Source organism: Mycobacterium sp. NPDC050041, assembly GCF_049541695.1.
Classification (GTDB): Bacteria; Actinomycetota; Actinomycetes; order Mycobacteriales; family Mycobacteriaceae; genus Mycobacterium.
The window spans coordinates 140,367-156,591 of the sequence record NZ_JBMVDG010000005.1; the positions used below are offsets into that span (position 1 = coordinate 140,367).

A 16,225-nucleotide genomic window follows, 5' to 3' on the forward strand; every position below is an offset into this window, starting at 1 on the left:
ACGGCCACGATCGACGAGGTCCTCGACCAGTTCGACGAGTACCTCGAGCTGCAGTGCGGGCGCTCGGCGCACACCCGCCGCGCCTACCGCGGCGACCTCCGATCGCTGTTCGCCTTCGTCGACCGGCGGCTACCCGGCGTTGACATCGCCGGGTTGAGCCTGCCGGTGCTGCGCTCCTGGCTCGCCGAGCAGGCCGGAGGCGGCGCCGCCCGCACCACGCTGGCCCGGCGGACGTCCGCGGTCAAGACGTTCACTGCGTGGGCCGTACGCCGCGGCCTGCTCGCCACCGATCCGGCCACCCGGCTGCAGCTGCCCAAGGCCCGTCGCACGCTGCCGTCGGTGCTGCGCCAGGACCAGGCGCTCGACGCCATGGCGGCCGCCACTTCCGGTGCGCAGCAGAATGATCCGCTCGCCCTGCGGGACCGGTTGATCGTCGAACTGCTGTATGCGACCGGGATCCGGGTCAGCGAGCTGTGCGGACTCGACGTCGACGACGTCGACACCTCGCGACGGCTGCTGCGGGTGCTGGGCAAGGGGGACAAGCAACGGACGGTCCCGTTCGGAGAGCCCGCCCTGCTGGCGCTCACGTCGTGGCTGGCCGACGGCAGGCCCGCCCTGGCCACCTCCGGCTCCGGGTGCGCCCTGCTGCTCGGCGCCCGCGGCCGGCGGCTCGACCAGCGGCAGGCGCGCACCGTCGTGCACCAGACCGTCGCGGCGGTGGACGGCGCACCCGACATCGGCCCACACGGCCTGCGGCACAGCGCGGCAACGCATCTGCTCGAGGGCGGTGCCGACCTGCGCATCGTGCAGGAGCTGCTCGGCCACTCCACGCTGGCCACGACGCAGCTCTACACGCACGTCACCGTCGCGCGGCTGCGGGCGGTGCACGACCAGGCGCACCCGCGGGCATGACACTCGCCCACGCCGCAGCATTCTTCGGCTAGGCGGACTGTTCGGCGGACTCCGGAGGGATCCACCGGATGACGAGCTCGCCCCAGTTCACGGGGGCGCTCCATCTCTCGCCGATGAGCGAGAACGGCATCCGTTCGAAGTCGCGAACGTCGCGGTACGTCTCGTCGGGCTTCATGCTGCGGAAGATCAACCACGGCGCGTCGTCGGCGACCTCGACGCGCCATCCGGTCATGTCGGCGGTCGGGGAGTCGATCGTCAACCAACGGAATCCCTCGTCGTCCGGAAGGTATTCGATCGGGAGGTCGATGTCGGCTTCGTGCTCCGTCATGATCGCCGAGTTTATCGGTCGCAGCGCACACGCGAAGCGGGCCCCGAGTCGGCCTCGAGCACAAGGGTTTTCGGTGTGCACACGCGGCGGGGCCCTGCGCGGTGAGCATCCGTGGTCACGTTTCGACCTTGAGCGCACTCCCGCGGTCCGCCGAGCGTGCGCGTAGTGCCGCTGCGCATCGGCGTGTCGCGCGCAGACACGCACGCTCGCGGGCTACGCGAAGGGGGAGTTCAGCCGGCGACCGGCTTGAGCCGGATCGGGGTGCCCGCCAGCAGGCCGAGCGGGTCGACGTAGTCGGCGCGCGCCGCCGGACCCCACATCGCGCCCCAGTGCAGGCACGCCTCGGCCGGGCAGCCCGCGTGACCGGCGTCGAGCACGCCGACCGCCGTGCCCTTGGCGACGAGTTGACCGCGCCGCACCGTCGTCCGTACCGGCTCGTAGCTGGTCCGCAGGCCGCCGGGGTGGGCGATCGAGACCAGTGGGCGGCCCGCCAGCTCGCCGGCGAACACCACCGTGCCCGCCGCCGCGGCGTACACCGTCGCGCCGGGCGGGGCGGCCAGGTCGACACCGCGATGCCCGCGCTGCCAGTTGGGCGTCGGCGCGTCGAACCCGCGCACCACAGCGGGCCGGGGCCGCAGCGGCCAGTCCAGGCGTACACCGTCGGCGTGCGCGGGTGCGGTCAGGGTCAGCGCCACGCCGATCAGCATCAGCCACCGCATCGGTCCAGCTCAGCGCATGGCACGCCCGCTGCGCCAGGCTCCTCGCCCAACCTGTGGATGGCCAGGTCACCGTGGCAAAAGCACCCCGTCAGACGGTGTAAACTGCTAACCGCAGCTCGCTTGCGCGGGCTGACTTCGCGTGTCTGCACAGGCCGCCCCATGGCGGTTCTACCCGGATGCCGGCGGTCCCGTCCGAAGATTCCTTCGGCCGGGTCCGGCAACCAGCGGACACCAGGGCCTGGCATCACCCCGACGCCGGGCGACAACCGACAAGTAAAGGCTGGGTACACCCATGGCCGTCGTGACCATGAAGCAGCTGCTGGACAGCGGCACCCACTTCGGGCACCAGACCCGTCGCTGGAATCCCAAGATGAAGCGGTTCATCTTCACCGACCGCAACGGCATCTACATCATCGACCTGCAGCAGACGCTGACGTACATCGACAAGGCGTACGAGTTCGTCAAGGAGACCGTCGCGCACGGTGGCTCGATCATGATGGTCGGCACCAAGAAGCAGGCTCAGGAGTCGATCGCCGCAGAGGCCACCCGCGTCGGCATGCCCTACGTGAACCAGCGCTGGCTGGGCGGCATGCTCACCAACTTCTCCACCGTGCACAAGCGCCTTCAGCGGATGAAGGAGCTCGAGACCATGGAGCAGACCGGTGGCTTCGAGGGTCGCACCAAGAAGGAAATCCTGATGCTGACCCGCGAGAAGAACAAGCTCGAACGGTCGCTCGGCGGTATCCGCGACATGGCGAAGGTGCCGTCGGCGATCTGGGTCGTCGACACCAACAAGGAGCACCTCGCGGTGGCCGAGGCGCGCAAGCTCAACATCCCGATCATCGCGATCCTCGACACCAACTGCGATCCCGACCTCGTCGACTACCCGATCCCGGGCAACGACGACGCGATCCGGTCGGCCGCGCTGCTGACCCGCGTCATCGCCGCCGCGGTGGCCGAGGGGCTGCAGGCCCGGTCCAACGTCGGCCGCACGGGTGACAAGCCCGACGCCGACGGTGCCGCCGAGCCGCTCACCGAGTGGGAGCAGGAGCTGCTGGCGTCCGCCACCGCGACTGCCACCGCGTCGCCGACCGCGGCGGGCGCCGAGCCCGGCACCCCGGAGGCCGACATCCAGACCGAACCCACCACCCCTGCGAACCCATAGGGAAGGCTGAAATGGCGAACTACACCGCTGCCGACGTCAAGCGACTTCGGGAGCTGACCGGCGCCGGCATGCTCGCGTCGAAGAACGCGCTCGTCGACGCCGACGGCGACTTCGACAAGGCCGTGGAGTTGCTGCGCATCAAGGGCGCCAAGGACGTCGGCAAGCGTGCCGAGCGGGCCACCGCCGAGGGCCTCGTCGCGGCCAAGAATGGCGCGCTGATCGAGATCAACTCCGAGACCGACTTCGTCGCGAAGAACGCCGAGTTCCAAGCAGTGGCCGATCAGATCGTCGCCGCCGCTGCGGAATCGAAGGCGCAAGACGTCGACGCGCTGAAGGCGGCCAAGGTCGGCGACACCACGGTCGAGCAGACGATCGCGGACCTCAGCGCCAAGATCGGCGAGAAGCTCGAACTGCGCCGCGTCGCGTACTTCGACGGCACCGTGGAGACCTATCTGCACAAGCGGGCCGCGGACCTGCCGCCCGGTGTCGGCGTGCTCGTCGAGTACACCGGTTCGGACAAGTCGGCCGCCCACGCGGTGGCGCTGCAGATCGCGGCGCTCAAGGCCAAGTACCTGTCCCGTGAGGACGTCCCCGAGGACATCGTCGCCAACGAGCGTCGTATCGCCGAGGAGACCGCCCGCAACGAGGGCAAGCCCGAGCAGGCGCTGGCCAAGATCGTCGACGGCCGGGTCAACGGCTACTACAAGGACGTCGTGCTGCTCGAGCAGCCGTCGGTGTCGGACAGCAAGAAGACCGTCAAGGCGCTGCTGGACGATGCCGGTGTGACCGTGACGCGGTTCGTCCGCTTCGAGGTCGGCCAGGCCTGACGGCCCACCACAGCTGACGCGACTCACTCTCATGCGCCGGCGGTACCACTTGGTACCGTCGGCGCATGAGTCGTATTGCGGCCTTCGGCGACGACGCCCTCGGTGACCACGACGCCGTCGCTTTGGTGGACGCGCTGCGTTCGGGCCGGGTATCGGCTGCCGAACTCGTCGAGGCGGCGATCGCGCGCACCGATGCGGTCAACCCCCGGCTGAACGGCCTGGCCTTCCGCGCCTTCGAGCGCGCCCGCGAAAGGGCCGGGGCGCGAACGCCGTACGGCGGCTTCTTCGACGGCGTCCCGTCCTTCCTGAAGGACAACGTGGCCGTCGCGGGCATGCCGACGATGGAGGGCACCGACGCGTGGGATCCCCGCCCGCAGCGGCTCGACGGCGACTTCGCGCGCGCCTTCCTCGCCACCGGCCTGATACCGCTGGGCAAGACGCAGCTCTCGGAGTTCGGCTTCAGCGCCGCCGCCGAGCACCCGCGGCTGGGCCCGGTGCGCAACCCGTGGAACCCCGAGCACACCGCGGGCGCCTCGTCGTCGGGATCCGCAGCGTTCGTCGCCGCCGGCGTGGTGCCGATCGCGCACGCCAACGACGGCGGCGGCTCGATCCGGATCCCCGCCGCCTGCAACGGGCTGGTCGGACTCAAGCCGTCGCGCGGCAGGCTGCCGCTCGACCGGCAGATGCGCCAGATGCCGATCCGCATCGTCGCCAACGGCGTGCTCACCCGGTCGGTGCGCGACACCGCGGCGTTCTACCGGGAAGCCGAACGGGTGTACCGGCATCCGAAGCTGTTGCCGGTCGGCGACGTCACCGGCCCGGCCCGGCAGCGGCTGCGGATCGCGGTGTGCACCCGCTCGATCGAGCGCGACTCCAGCCCCGACGTGCGTGAGCTCACGCTGAAGACCGCCGCGCTGCTCGAGGAACTGGGTCACCGGGTGACACAGATCGAGAACCCACCGGTGCCCAAGACGTTCGGCGACGACTTCCTGCTGTACTGGGCGCTGCTGTCGTTCGCACTGGTGCGCGGCGGCCGCCGCACGTTCGGCCCGAGCTTTCAGCGCGACAAGCTCGACAACCTCACCCTTGGCCTGGAACTGCATGCCGCACGCAACCTGCACCGGCTGCCGCTGGCCATGGCGCGGCTGTCGCAGGCGCGCCGCATCACCAACCGGCTCGCCGCCGATCACGACGTCCTGCTCACCCCGACGCTGGCCCAGGTGACACCCCGCGTCGGGCATCTGGACCCGACCGCGGACTATCAGCAGATCATCGACCGGCTGATGGACTGGGTGGCGTTCACGCCGCTGCAGAACGTGACCGGTGACCCGGCGATCTCGCTGCCGCTGGCCGAGTCGTCGGAGGGGTTACCGGTCGGCATGATGCTGTCGGCCACGCTCGGTCACGAGGCCCGGCTGCTCGGGCTGGCCTACGAACTCGAGCAGGCCCGGCCCTGGGCGAGGATCCAGGACGTCTAGAGGCGGCGGCACACCTCGGCGCAGGCCCTTGCCAACGACTGCGGGCCGGTGCGCAGCGCCTCGGCCAGCGGTGTGCCCGGGGCGGTGATCCCGACGATCTCGTCCACCCCGTGATCGAGCAGTACCGCCGCGTCGTCGCCGACCCGGCCGGCGAAGATCACCACCCGCGCCCCGGCGCGCGCGGCCACCTGCGCGACACCGAACGGCGTCTTGCCGAGCATCGTCTGCGCGTCGACCCCACCCTCGCCGGTGAACACCCAGTCGGCACCGGCCATCGCCGACTCGAGGCCGACGGTCTCGGCGATCACCTCGACCCCTGGGCGGGTCTCGGCGTCGAGGAACTGCAGCAGGGCGAAGCCGAGGCCGCCCGCCGCGCCGGCGCCGGGCGTGTCGACGTGGGTTGCGCCGACGACCGCGGAGAACCGGGCCAGCGCCGACTCCAGCCGCTCGACGTCGGCCGGCCCGGCGCCCTTCTGCGGCCCGAACACCGCACTCGCACCGCCGGGGCCCAGCAGCGGCGCGGTGACGTCGCACGCCAGCCGGAATCGCGCCGCGGCCAGGCGCGGGTCCAGCCCGGTGAGGTCGACCCGGTCGAGGCGCTCGAGCGCGGCGCCGCCCGGCGGCAGGGGAGCGCCGTCGGCGTCGAGCAGCACCGCTCCGAGTGCGGTCAGCATGCCTGCACCCGCGTCGTTGGTGGCCGACCCGCCGAGGCCGATGAGGAACTCGGTGGCGCCGCGGTCGAGCGCCGAGATGATCAGCTGGCCGACGCCGAACGTGCTCGCCCGCAACACATCCCGCTCGGCGGTCGCGATGCGCTCCAGTCCAGCGGCCGCCGCCATCTCGATGACCGCCAGGCCGCGGTCGGCGACGTGGCCGTACGTGGCGGGGACCGGGCGGCCCAGTGCGTCGGCGGCCTCGACGGTGACATTGCTGCCGCCGAGGGCGTCGACCACCGCGTCGACGGTGCCCTCGCCGCCGTCGGCCATCGGCACGCCGACGCACTCGGCGTCGGGAAGCGCGGCCGCAACGCCGTCGCGCATCGCGGCGATCGCCTCGGCGGCGGTCATCGACTCCTTGAACGAGTCCGGTGCGAGGACGATCTTCATCGGACCGGTGTCAACGCTTCGCGACCGGACAGCACGGCGTCGACGTTGTCGGCGGCGAGGATGCCCATGGCGTCGCGGGTCGCCTCGCCCGCGCTGGCGATGTGCGGGGTGAGGACCAGGTTGGGCGCGTCGAGCAGTGCGGGATCGACATGCGGTTCATTCTCGAACACATCCAGCGCGGCGCCACCCAGGCGGCCGGCGTGCAGGGCGTCGACGAGTGCCCGCTCGTCGACGATCCCGCCGCGCGCGGTGTTGACCAGGTAGGCCGTCGGTTTCATCGCGTCCAGGGCGGTGGCGTCGATCAGGTGGCGGGTCTCGGGTGTCAGCGGCGTCAGCACGGTCACCACGTCGCTCTCGGCGAGCAGCGTTGCGGTGTCGACGAACGTGACGCCGTCCTCCTCGGTGCCCGGCGTGCGGCTCCTGGCGACGGCCAGCACCGTCATGTCGAACGCCTTCGCGCGGCGGGCCACGGCGCGCCCGATGCGGCCGTAGCCGAGGACACCCAGCGTCGCGCCCGCGCTGACGTCGAGACCGACCAGCATCCGCGGCCCCCAGATCCACGGCTGCCGGGAGCGGATCAACCGGTCGCCGTCGAGCAGCCGCCGGGTGGCCGCCAGGATCAGGGCGAAGGTGTGGTCAGCGGTGGCGCGGTCGAGCACGCATGGGTTGTTGGTGACGATGACGCCGGACTCGGCGGCCGCGGGCACGTCGATGTTGTCGTAGCCGACGGCGACGTTCGCGACGATCCGCAGGGAATCGCCTGCGGCGGCGAACACCTCGGCGTCGATGCGTTCGGTCAGCGTGACGACGGCCGCAGCGGCGCCGGCGATCCCGGCGCTCAATTCGGCCCGGCTGGGCGGGCCGTCACCGCCGGCGCGGACCGGCCGCCCCAGCGCGCGCAGCCTGGCCATCGCCCGGTCGGTCAGCAGGCGGGAGACGTAGACGTGCCCGGTCATCCCCGCCGACCCTACGGTTGATGACCGATTCCGGCAGGATCCGGGCAACAACCGTCGTGTCGGCGCGTCAGTCGGCGCCGAGGGCGGCGAGGATGCGCTTGAAGTCGCGGCGCTGCGCGTCGCTCAAATTCGCCATCAGCCGCTGTTCGGCAGCGCGCACCCCGGTGTCGGTGCGGGACAGGGTGTCTCGGCCCGCGCTCGTCAGCTCCGCGGGCAGCGAGCGGCCCGACGCCACCGACGCCGGGCGGGTGACCAGCCCGCGGTCCTGCAGGCTGCGCACGACGGTGTTCATCGCCTGCGGGGAGACGTACATGTCGCGGGCGAGTTCGGCATTGGACCGGCCGGGGGATTTCGACAGCACCCGCATGCAGAGGTACTGCGGGAAGGACAGCCCGAGCGGGTCGAGCACGGTCGCGGTCACCTCGGTGCGCAGCGCGTAGGCCACCCGGTGCAGCAGATAGCCGAGCGGCTGATCCTCACGCGCATCCATATCAAGCATATTGACATATATCAACTACATTGATAAACCGGGGGTATGACGAATCCTCCTGAAGAGCTGAACGTGATGTTCGAGTCGGCCTACCGCCGCGATGCCGGCGACCTGGGCGCGGGCAACCGGCCGCCCTGGAGCATCGACGAGCCGCAGCCCGAGATCGCCGCGTTGATCGAGGCGGGCAAGGTCCACGGCGACGTGCTCGACGCGGGCTGTGGCGAGGCGGCCGTGTCGCTGTATCTCGCCGAACGCGGCTTCACCACGGTCGGCCTCGACCAGTCGCCGACGGCCATCGAGCTCGCCCGCGCCGAGGCCGCCAGGCGCGGACTCGCCAACGCCAGCTATGAGGTGGCCGACATCAGCGCGTTCACCGGCTACGACGGCCGGTTCGGCACGATCGTCGACTCCACCCTCTTCCACTCGATGCCGGTCGAACTGCGCGAGGGCTACCAGCAGTCGATCGTGCGCGCCGCGGCGCCGGGTGCGTCGTACTTCGTGCTGGTCTTCGATTCCTCGGGCATGCCTGCCGAGAGCCCGATCAACGCCGTCACCGCCGAGGAGCTTCGCGACGTCGTCGGCAGGTACTGGGAGATCGACGAGATCCGACCCGCCCGCATTCACGCCAACCTGCCCGCGGAGATGCCCGTCGCGGAGGTCTTCGGAATGAAGGATCTGCGCGACGAGGCCGGCGGCCGAAAGTCGATGCCGGCGTGGTTGCTGACGGCCCACCTGGGTTAGGCCGGTCGGCTATCCGGTTTCGGTGCGACGGGCCATCCCGGCGAGCATCCCGTCGGACTTGCGGGCCATCACGCGGGTGACCACCCACTCGGCCACCTTCGACACCGGCCCGGCGCTGACCCGCACCGAACTGGTCACCGTCACGTCGGTCGACCCGTTGCCGGGCCGCAGCGTCCACCGGTTCGACACGTCCCGCAGGATCTTGGGCAGGCCCTCGATGTCGTAGGCCAGCGCCCTCGGCGCGTCGAACTCCGTGATGGTCTCCACCAGGGTATCGCGCCCGACCTTGACCCGGCGGCTGGTGCCGAGCGGGCCGTCGGACCCCTGGTCGAGCACGGTGGATTCGGTGACGTCGTCGGCCCAGGTGCTCAGGGCGCCGAAGTCGGCGAGGACGTCGAAGATCACCTGCGGAGGCGCAGCGATCGTCCGGCTGCGGGATATGGAGGCCACCCGGCCATCCAACCGCAGCAGGGCGGGGATTGCCGCCGATTGCAATGTCGCGCCCGCCCGTCGACGAGCCACGCCGTACGATTTGGCAGGATCAGGGGAGCCGTCCCCCGCGCATGCGCCGGGATGGTCGTCCCGCGCGAGCACCCCGAAGGAGTCGGATGGCGGCAACCAGCGACATCGCGACACCGCCGATCCGGCCGATGTACACCCGTGTGCTGCTCAAGCTGGGCGGTGAGATGTTCGGCGGCGGGCAGGTGGGCCTCGACCCCGATGTGGTGGCCCTCGTCGCCCGGCAGATCGCGGAGGTGGTGCGCAGCGGCGCACAGGTCGCCGTGGTGATCGGCGGCGGCAACTTCTTCCGCGGCGCCCAGCTGCAGCAGCGCGGCATGGAGCGCACCCGCAGCGACTACATGGGCATGCTCGGCACGGTGATGAACAGCCTTGCGCTGCAGGACTTCCTGCAGAAGGAGGGCATCGACACCCGGGTGCAGACCGCGATCACGATGGGTCAGGTCGCCGAGCCCTACATCCCGCTGCGGGCCCGCAGGCACCTCGAGAAGGGCCGGGTGGTGATCTTCGGCGCCGGCATGGGTCTGCCCTACTTCTCCACCGACACCACCGCCGCTCAGCGCGCCCTCGAGATCGGCGCCGAGGTGGTGCTGATGGCCAAGGCCGTCGACGGGGTGTTCACCGCCGACCCGCGCGAGGATCCCAACGCCGAGCTGTTGACCGCGATCACCCATCGCGAGGTCATCGACCGCGGGCTGCGGGTGGCCGATGCCACCGCGTTCAGCCTCTGCATGGACAACGGCATGCCGATCCTGGTGTTCAACCTGCTCACCGACGGCAATATCGCCCGGGCGGTGGCAGGTGAGAAGATCGGGACGCTGGTCACCACGTGACCGGGACGATGCGTCCATGGGCGAGCGACGGGAGAAGGTGAAGTGATCGACGAAACTCTCTTCGATGCCGAGGAGAAGATGGAGAAGGCCGTTTCGGTGGCGCGCGACGACCTCGCGTCGATCCGCACCGGTCGCGCCAACCCGGGCATGTTCTCGAGGATCAACATCGACTACTACGGCGCGATGACGCCGATCACGCAGCTGTCGAGCATCAACGTCCCCGAGGCCCGGCTCGTCGTGATCAAGCCCTACGAAACGAACCTGCTGCGCAACATCGAGGACGCGATCCGCAACTCCGACCTCGGGGTGAACCCGACCAATGACGGCAACGTGATCCGCATCTCCATCCCGCAGCTGACCGAGGAGCGTCGTCGCGACCTGGTCAAGCAGGCCAAGTCGAAGGGTGAGGACGCCCGGGTGTCGATCCGCAACATCCGCCGCAAGGCGATGGAGGAGCTCGGCCGGATCAAGAAGGACGGCGAGGCGGGTGAGGACGAGGTGAGCCGCGCCGAGAAGGATCTCGACAAGAGCACCCACACCTACACCAGCCAGATCGACGACTTGGTCAAACACAAAGAGGGCGAGTTGCTGGAGGTCTAGTGGCCGATCAGCACACACGTCCCGTGACAGACACGCCGGTCGACGAACCGCCCAAGAAGAAGTCGCGGGCGGGCCGGAACCTGCCCGCAGCCATCGGTGTCGGCGTGCTGCTCGGCGGGATGGCCATCGGCGTCCTGCTGTTCGCGCCGATCGGATGGCTGCCGGTGCTGGCCGTCTTCATCCCGGTCGCCACCCACGAGGTGATCCGCAGGCTGGGTGAGGCCGGCTACGAACTCCCCGCGATTCCGCTGCTGCTCGGCGGTCAGGCGATGATCTGGCTGACGTGGCCCTTCGGCCCGACCGGCCTGATCGGCGCCTTCGGCGGCACGATCGTGGTCTGCATGGTGTGGCGCCTGCTCGGGCACGGGCTGCGCACGCAGCCGGTCAACTATCTGCGCGACATGTCCGCGGCGGTGCTGATCGCGACGTGGGTGCCGCTCTTCGCGAGTTTCAGCGCGCTGCTGATCTTCCAGGACCACGGTGGCGGCCGGGTGTTCACCGTGATCCTGACGGTGGTCCTCGCCGACATCGGCGGTTACGTCGCCGGGGTGCTGTTCGGCAAGCACACGATGGCGCCGGCGATCAGCCCGAAGAAGTCGTGGGAGGGGCTGGGCGGCTCGCTGGTCTTCGGCATCACCGCGGCCGTGCTGGCGGTGACGTTCGTGCTGGACAAGCCGGCCTGGGTCGGCGTGCCGCTGGGTCTGATGCTGGTGATCACCGGAGTGCTCGGCGACCTCGTCGAGTCCCAGGTCAAGCGCGACCTCGGCATCAAGGACATGGGCACGCTACTGCCGGGGCACGGCGGGATCATGGACCGCATCGACGCGATGCTCCCGTCCGCCGTCGCCGGCTGGATCGTGCTGACGCTGCTGGCCTGACCCCCTGTCGCTTCGCTCCTGCCCGCCGGACCCTGACCCGGCGTGGCGTGACGCCGAGCTGTTGAGCCAGCACGCCGCCGCGCCGACCACCAGCCCGACCGCGATGCCGATGTCGGGACGCTGGCCCAGCATCAGCCACGACAGCAGTCCGGCCACGGCGGGGATCACCGCGAACAGCATCGCCACCGCGGCCGCCCCGTAGTTGTTCACCGCCCGGACGAACAGCGTCATCCCCAGCACCGCGTTCAGCAGCACCACGGCGGCCACCGCGCCCGCCGCCTGCCACGGGTCGGTCACCGTCAACGGCATCACCGCCGCCAGTGCCGCGACGGGCAGCAGCGACACGCCGTTCTGCAGCGCCGCGGTGGCCCGGAAGTCGACATCGGAGCAGAACCGCTGCTGGTACACCCCGCCGACGGCCAGCCCGAGCAGCGCCACCACCAGCAGCAGCACCACCGGGTCGACGCCGCCGACCGCGACGAGCCGGCCCGCGCACGCCGCCAGCACCGCGACGATCCCGAGCGCGAGCGCCACGACCCGCCGCCAGGTGAGCCGCTCGCGCAGCACGGCGGCCGCGAGCAGCGCCGTCACCACCGGGTTCATCGACACGATCACCGCGCCGAGCACCGCGGGCGCGCCGTGCAGCAGCGCCAGATACAGGCAGATGAACTGCACGGCCTGGGTGAGCAACCCGCTGACCAGCACGTGAACCAGGGCCCGGCCGGTGGGCCACGTCACTTTCGAGGCCCATGCCCAGCCGCCGATGATGCCGCCGGCCAGCCCGAACCGCAGCACGAGCACCGCCATCGGCGACATCACCGAAACAGCATGCGCCCCAATCGGATAGCCGAGCGCGTAGAAGAACGTCAGCACCGTCGCCGAGCGTGCGCCCATCGTGGGCGCTGGAGTCGCGGTGGCCATCAGCCCATCGTGGGGGATGGGTCGCGGCGCTCGCCATTCAATTTCCGCCACGCGCAGGTGAGATACTGACAGTTGCCCATGCCTGGATCCCTGCCTTTGGTCTTCGATGCGCCGCGCCGTGCCATGCCGCCGCGGCACCTCGCCGACCTCGACGAAGCGGGCCGCGCCGCCGCCGTCGCCGAACTGGGGCTACCGGCTTTCCGGGGAAAACAGCTGGCCAACCAGTACTACGGCCGGCTGATCGCCGACCCGCATGAGATGACGGACCTGCCCGCCGCGGTGCGCGACGACGTCGCGGCGACGCTGTTCCCCGCCCTGATCGACCCGGTGCGTGAGATCGAGTGCGACTCCGGGGAGACCCGCAAGGTGCTGTGGCGGGCGGTCGACGGGACCACCTTCGAATCGGTGCTGATGCGCTACGCCGACCGCAACACCGTGTGCATCTCGTCACAGGCCGGCTGCGGGATGGCCTGCCCGTTCTGCGCCACCGGCCAGGGCGGGCTCACGCGCAACCTGTCGGCGGCCGAGATCCTCGAGCAGGTGCGTGCCGCGGCCGCCGAACTGAGGGACCGTGACGGCGAAGCGATCGCGCGCGGCGGTCGGCTGTCCAACATCGTGTTCATGGGCATGGGCGAGCCGCTGGCCAACTACAACCGGGTGCTGGCCGCCGTGCGGCGCATCATCGCGCCGCCGCCCAACGGGTTCGGGATCTCCGCGCGGTCGGTGACGGTTTCGACGGTGGGACTGGCGCCCGCGATCCGCAAGCTCGCCGACGAGCGCCTCAACGTCACGCTTGCGCTGTCACTGCACGCACCCGACGACGAGCTGCGCGACACCCTCGTCCCGGTGAACAACCGCTGGAACGTCACCGAAGTGCTGGACGCGGCAAAGTATTACGCGGACACCACCGGCCGCCGGGTGTCGATCGAGTACGCGCTGATCCGCGACGTCAACGACCAGCCGTGGCGGGCCGACCTGCTCGGCAGGCGACTGCACGGCGCGCTGGGACCGCTGGCCCACGTCAACCTGATCCCGCTCAACCCGACGCCGGGCAGCAAGTGGGATGCCAGCCCGAAACCGGCGGAGCGCGAGTTCGTCCGCCGGGTGCGCGAGCGCGGGGTGTCCTGCACGGTGCGCGACACCCGCGGCCGCGAAATCGCCGCCGCCTGCGGTCAGTTGGCCGCCGAGGGCTGATTCCCCGGGCGGTTGACGAACCACACGTTGTCCTCCCGCAGGGACCGGCTGCGCCAGCCGTCGGGCGTGCGGACCAGCTCGTGGTGGTAATAGCCGCCGCACGAGGACATCTCGGTCATCCCCGGCAGCTGCATCGGGTTGTGGAACATCGCCCGGACAGTCGCCCTGTCACCGTCCGACTCGAGGATCTCGATGTTGGTGATGTAGTGCATGCTCCACGGGATCGCGGCGAAGCCCTGGGCGAGGAAGTCGGCGACCCGGTCCCGCGGGCCGGCCGGGATGCCCATCGCCGAATAGTCGACGACGGCGTCCTCGGTGAACACCGAGCGGTAGAGCTCCCAGTCCTTGGTGTCGACGGCGCGGGCGTAGCGGTAGAGCAGCGCCTCGATCTCCCGGTGGTCGGTGGCGTGGTTCACGCCGCCGGGTCGGGCATGCCGATGGTCTTGGACTCGAAGTACTCCTTGAAGCCCTCGTCGCCGTTGCGCCGGCCCAGCCCACTCTGCTTCGTGCCGCCGAATGGGCTGGTGATACCGAAGTGGCTCTTGCCGTTGATGGTGACGTTGCCGGTGCGCATCCGGGTGGCCACCGCAAAGGCCCGGTCGACGTCGCCGCCGCTCACCTCACCCGACAGCCCGTAGATGGAGTTGTTGGCGATTGCGATGGCCTCGTCGTCGCTGTCGTAGGGAGTGACGGTCAGCACCGGGCCGAAGATCTCCTCCTGGGCCACCTGGCTGTCCGGGTCGACGTCGGCGAGCAGGGTGGGCTGGGTGTAGTAGCCCTTCGGTAGGTTCTCCGGGATGCCGCCGCCGGTCACCAGGCGCGCGCCGGAATCCACGCCGGAGCGGATGAGCCCCAGCACCTTCTGGCGTTGGGTCTCGCTGATCTGCGGGCCCTGCATGTTGCCCGGCGTCCACGGGTCACCGACCGGGAAGCCCTCCATCATCGACTTGAGGATCTCGAGTCCTTCGTCGTACCGGCTGCGCGGCAACAGGATTCGCGACGGCAGGATGCAGCTCTGGCCGCTCATCACGCACGCCATCATCGCCGCCAGCGGCAGCGCGGAGTTGAAGTCGGCGTCGTCGAGCACGATGTGGGCAGACTTGCCGCCGAGTTCGAGCAGCGTCTTCTTCACCGTCGCCGCGCCCGCTGCGAGGATCGCCCGCCCGGTGGCCGTCGAGCCGGTGAAGGTGATCATGTCGACGCGCGGATCCGCCGACAGCGCCGCCCCCACCTCGTTGGCGTTGGACACCACGACGTTGAACACGCCGGGCGGGATGTCGGTCTCCTCGGCGACGATGCGGCCGTACTCGCTGCCCGACCACGGCGTCAGCTGCGCGGGCTTGAGCACCACGGTGTTGCCGGCCATCAGCGCGGGCACCGTCTCGGCGATGTTGAGGTAGAACGGGACATTCCACGGCGTGATCGCCCCGACCACACCGACCGGCTCGTAGTGGATCTTGCGCCGGGCGGGCCCCATCTGCGTCTCGTGCACGCCGGTGTCGACGAGGTAGTCGAAGTCACGGCCGTGTTCGGCCCAGTGCTTGACCTCGGCGATCGGGCTCTCGATCTGGCTGCCCGACACCGTCACCGGACAACCCACCTCGGTGATCAGGATGCGCCGCAGCCGTTCGGCGTCACGCTCCAGCGCGGCGTGCAGCTGCGTCAGGCAGTGGTAGCGGAACTCGACGTCGCGTGACCAGTCGGTCTCGTCGAACGCCCGCCGCGCCGCGGCCACCGCGCGGCCCATGTCCTCGACGGTGCCGTCGGTCGCCTGCCCGGCCACCTCCTCGCTGGCCGGGTGGACCACGTCGAATGTGGCGCCACTGCTGGTGTGTTGCAGCTCGCCGTCGATCAGCATCCGCTCGTCGCCGGCCAGCACGCCGGTCTCGCTCTGCACGCTCGTCATGGCCCTAGCCTTACAAACCCCGGCCCGAGTGTCAGCCCTTTTGGGCGATCGCTCAGCGCCGGGCGTGTCGGCGCGGATCAGTCGGCGGGCCGGATGCCGACCGCGTGGCGTAGCTGTGCGAGGAACTGGTCGCCGTCGTCGCTGCGCACGATGTAGTGCGACACCGCGACGCGGATGGCGGTGGCGGCCTTGACGCCGGCATTCGTGCCCACGAGCAGCTTCTCCAGCCGGGCCCGCATCAGGGGCAGGATCCGGGACAGCTGCGCGATGACGACCTCGGGCTCGATGTCGATCAGCCGCACCCCGGAATAGGACTGCTGGTACTCGACGATGAAGCGCAGCGCCGCGTCCAGCTTCTCGGTGCCGCGCAAGCCCGCGGTGGCCCTGCTGATCCCGTTGTCGAACAGATCGCGCTCGAACCGCCCGAACGCGTCGAGCAGTTCCTGTTTCGAGGCGAACCAGCGGTACAGCGTGGGCCGCGAGACGCCGGCCTGCAGCGCCACCTCGGACAGGCTGAGCTTGGTCTGCCCGCTGCGGCCGAGCACCTCGGCGGTCGCGGCGAGGATCCGGTGCCGCGTCGACGTGTCGTCGAGGACCTGCTGGTCGGTCAGGGGTTCATTCACGTGGGCGCCTCAGGTGGTGGTGTTGCACA

At 70.3% G+C, this 16,225-nt stretch carries 19 protein-coding genes; 9 read left to right on the top strand and 10 right to left on the bottom strand.

The features are described from left to right. Positions 1-9 precede the first annotated feature (9 nt). A complete protein-coding gene (locus ACPCHZ_RS17330; RefSeq protein WP_423486091.1) occupies positions 10-912 on the top strand; it encodes a tyrosine recombinase XerC in 903 nt (300 codons plus the stop codon). 28 nt (positions 913-940) lie between these two features. On the opposite strand, the gene ACPCHZ_RS17335 is transcribed toward ACPCHZ_RS17330, so the two are convergent. Further along, positions 941-1,240: a hypothetical protein gene (locus ACPCHZ_RS17335; protein ID WP_423485853.1), complete on the bottom strand. Its 300-nt coding sequence runs from the start codon at positions 1,238-1,240 to the stop codon at positions 941-943. 230 nt (positions 1,241-1,470) lie between these two features. Further along, the gene (locus tag ACPCHZ_RS17340) at positions 1,471-1,959 is read right to left on the bottom strand and encodes a M23 family metallopeptidase (RefSeq protein ID WP_423485854.1); all 489 of its coding nucleotides are present in this window, start codon (positions 1,957-1,959) and stop codon (positions 1,471-1,473) included. 292 nt (positions 1,960-2,251) lie between these two features. On the opposite strand from ACPCHZ_RS17340, the gene rpsB reads away from it, so the two are divergent. From rpsB to ACPCHZ_RS17355, 3 genes are all read left to right on the top strand, one after another. Further along, complete coding sequence (gene rpsB / locus ACPCHZ_RS17345) at positions 2,252-3,124, top strand: 30S ribosomal protein S2 (protein ID WP_264015333.1); 873 nt, start codon at positions 2,252-2,254, stop codon at positions 3,122-3,124. Positions 3,125-3,135: 11 nt separating this feature from the next. Next, the gene (gene tsf, locus ACPCHZ_RS17350) at positions 3,136-3,951 is read left to right on the top strand and encodes a translation elongation factor Ts (protein ID WP_423485855.1); all 816 of its coding nucleotides are present in this window, start codon (positions 3,136-3,138) and stop codon (positions 3,949-3,951) included. 65 nt (positions 3,952-4,016) lie between these two features. Beyond that, positions 4,017-5,429: an amidase gene (locus tag ACPCHZ_RS17355; RefSeq protein ID WP_423485856.1), complete on the top strand. Its 1,413-nt coding sequence runs from the start codon at positions 4,017-4,019 to the stop codon at positions 5,427-5,429. Here ACPCHZ_RS17355 and ACPCHZ_RS17360 read toward each other — a convergent pair. The 3 genes from ACPCHZ_RS17360 to ACPCHZ_RS17370 all read right to left on the bottom strand — a co-directional run bounded on the left by ACPCHZ_RS17360 (position 5,426) and on the right by ACPCHZ_RS17370 (position 7,981). Next, on the bottom strand, positions 5,426-6,535 hold the full coding sequence (locus tag ACPCHZ_RS17360; protein WP_423485857.1) for a glycerate kinase: 1,110 nt from the start codon (positions 6,533-6,535) through the stop codon (positions 5,426-5,428). The two genes, ACPCHZ_RS17355 and ACPCHZ_RS17360, sit on opposite strands and share 4 nt — an antisense overlap. Further along, on the bottom strand, positions 6,532-7,491 hold the full coding sequence (locus ACPCHZ_RS17365) for a 2-hydroxyacid dehydrogenase (protein WP_423485858.1): 960 nt from the start codon (positions 7,489-7,491) through the stop codon (positions 6,532-6,534). The genes ACPCHZ_RS17360 and ACPCHZ_RS17365 overlap by 4 nt, the downstream gene beginning before the upstream one ends. 67 nt (positions 7,492-7,558) lie before the next feature. Beyond that, a complete protein-coding gene (locus ACPCHZ_RS17370; RefSeq protein WP_423485859.1) occupies positions 7,559-7,981 on the bottom strand; it encodes a MarR family winged helix-turn-helix transcriptional regulator in 423 nt (140 codons plus the stop codon). Positions 7,982-8,026: 45 nt separating this feature from the next. On the opposite strand from ACPCHZ_RS17370, the gene ACPCHZ_RS17375 reads away from it, so the two are divergent. Continuing rightward, positions 8,027-8,722, top strand: coding sequence for a class I SAM-dependent methyltransferase (locus ACPCHZ_RS17375; RefSeq protein ID WP_423485860.1), 696 nt, complete (start codon positions 8,027-8,029; stop codon positions 8,720-8,722). A gap of 9 nt (positions 8,723-8,731) precedes the next feature. Here the strand turns inward: ACPCHZ_RS17375 and ACPCHZ_RS17380 are convergent, their stop codons facing one another. Beyond that, on the bottom strand, positions 8,732-9,190 hold the full coding sequence (locus ACPCHZ_RS17380) for an SRPBCC family protein (protein ID WP_423486092.1): 459 nt from the start codon (positions 9,188-9,190) through the stop codon (positions 8,732-8,734). A gap of 140 nt (positions 9,191-9,330) precedes the next feature. On the opposite strand from ACPCHZ_RS17380, the gene pyrH reads away from it, so the two are divergent. The 3 genes from pyrH to ACPCHZ_RS17395 are packed head-to-tail and all read left to right on the top strand — an operon-like array spanning position 9,331 to position 11,552. Then, positions 9,331-10,074, top strand: coding sequence for a UMP kinase (gene pyrH, locus ACPCHZ_RS17385; protein ID WP_364978674.1), 744 nt, complete (start codon positions 9,331-9,333; stop codon positions 10,072-10,074). A 42-nt stretch (positions 10,075-10,116) separates the two neighbouring features. Beyond that, positions 10,117-10,674, top strand: a complete 558-nt coding sequence (gene frr / locus ACPCHZ_RS17390; protein ID WP_423485861.1) for a ribosome recycling factor — start codon at positions 10,117-10,119, stop codon at positions 10,672-10,674. Continuing rightward, entirely contained in the window at positions 10,674-11,552 is an 879-nt protein-coding gene (locus ACPCHZ_RS17395) for a phosphatidate cytidylyltransferase (protein ID WP_423485862.1), read from the top strand. Before frr ends, ACPCHZ_RS17395 begins: the two co-directional genes overlap by 1 nt. Here ACPCHZ_RS17395 and ACPCHZ_RS17400 read toward each other — a convergent pair. Next, on the bottom strand, positions 11,460-12,473 hold the full coding sequence (locus ACPCHZ_RS17400) for a DMT family transporter (protein ID WP_423485863.1): 1,014 nt from the start codon (positions 12,471-12,473) through the stop codon (positions 11,460-11,462). The genes ACPCHZ_RS17395 and ACPCHZ_RS17400 overlap by 93 nt on opposite strands. A 78-nt stretch (positions 12,474-12,551) precedes the next feature. Between ACPCHZ_RS17400 and rlmN the strand changes: the two genes are divergently transcribed. Beyond that, positions 12,552-13,667: a 23S rRNA (adenine(2503)-C(2))-methyltransferase RlmN gene (rlmN, locus tag ACPCHZ_RS17405; protein WP_423485864.1), complete on the top strand. Its 1,116-nt coding sequence runs from the start codon at positions 12,552-12,554 to the stop codon at positions 13,665-13,667. On the opposite strand, the gene ACPCHZ_RS17410 is transcribed toward rlmN, so the two are convergent. From ACPCHZ_RS17410 to ACPCHZ_RS17420, 3 genes are all read right to left on the bottom strand, one after another. Continuing rightward, a complete protein-coding gene (locus ACPCHZ_RS17410) occupies positions 13,646-14,083 on the bottom strand; it encodes a nuclear transport factor 2 family protein (protein ID WP_423485865.1) in 438 nt (145 codons plus the stop codon). The genes rlmN and ACPCHZ_RS17410 overlap by 22 nt on opposite strands. Further along, positions 14,080-15,573 carry an aldehyde dehydrogenase family protein gene (locus tag ACPCHZ_RS17415; protein ID WP_423485866.1) on the bottom strand — a complete coding sequence of 498 codons (1,494 nt, stop codon included), beginning with the start codon at positions 15,571-15,573 and terminating at the stop codon, positions 14,080-14,082. Before ACPCHZ_RS17415 ends, ACPCHZ_RS17410 begins: the two co-directional genes overlap by 4 nt. A gap of 77 nt (positions 15,574-15,650) precedes the next feature. After that, complete coding sequence (locus tag ACPCHZ_RS17420; protein ID WP_364978694.1) at positions 15,651-16,196, bottom strand: TetR/AcrR family transcriptional regulator; 546 nt, start codon at positions 16,194-16,196, stop codon at positions 15,651-15,653. Between the last annotated feature and the right edge of the window lie 29 nt (positions 16,197-16,225).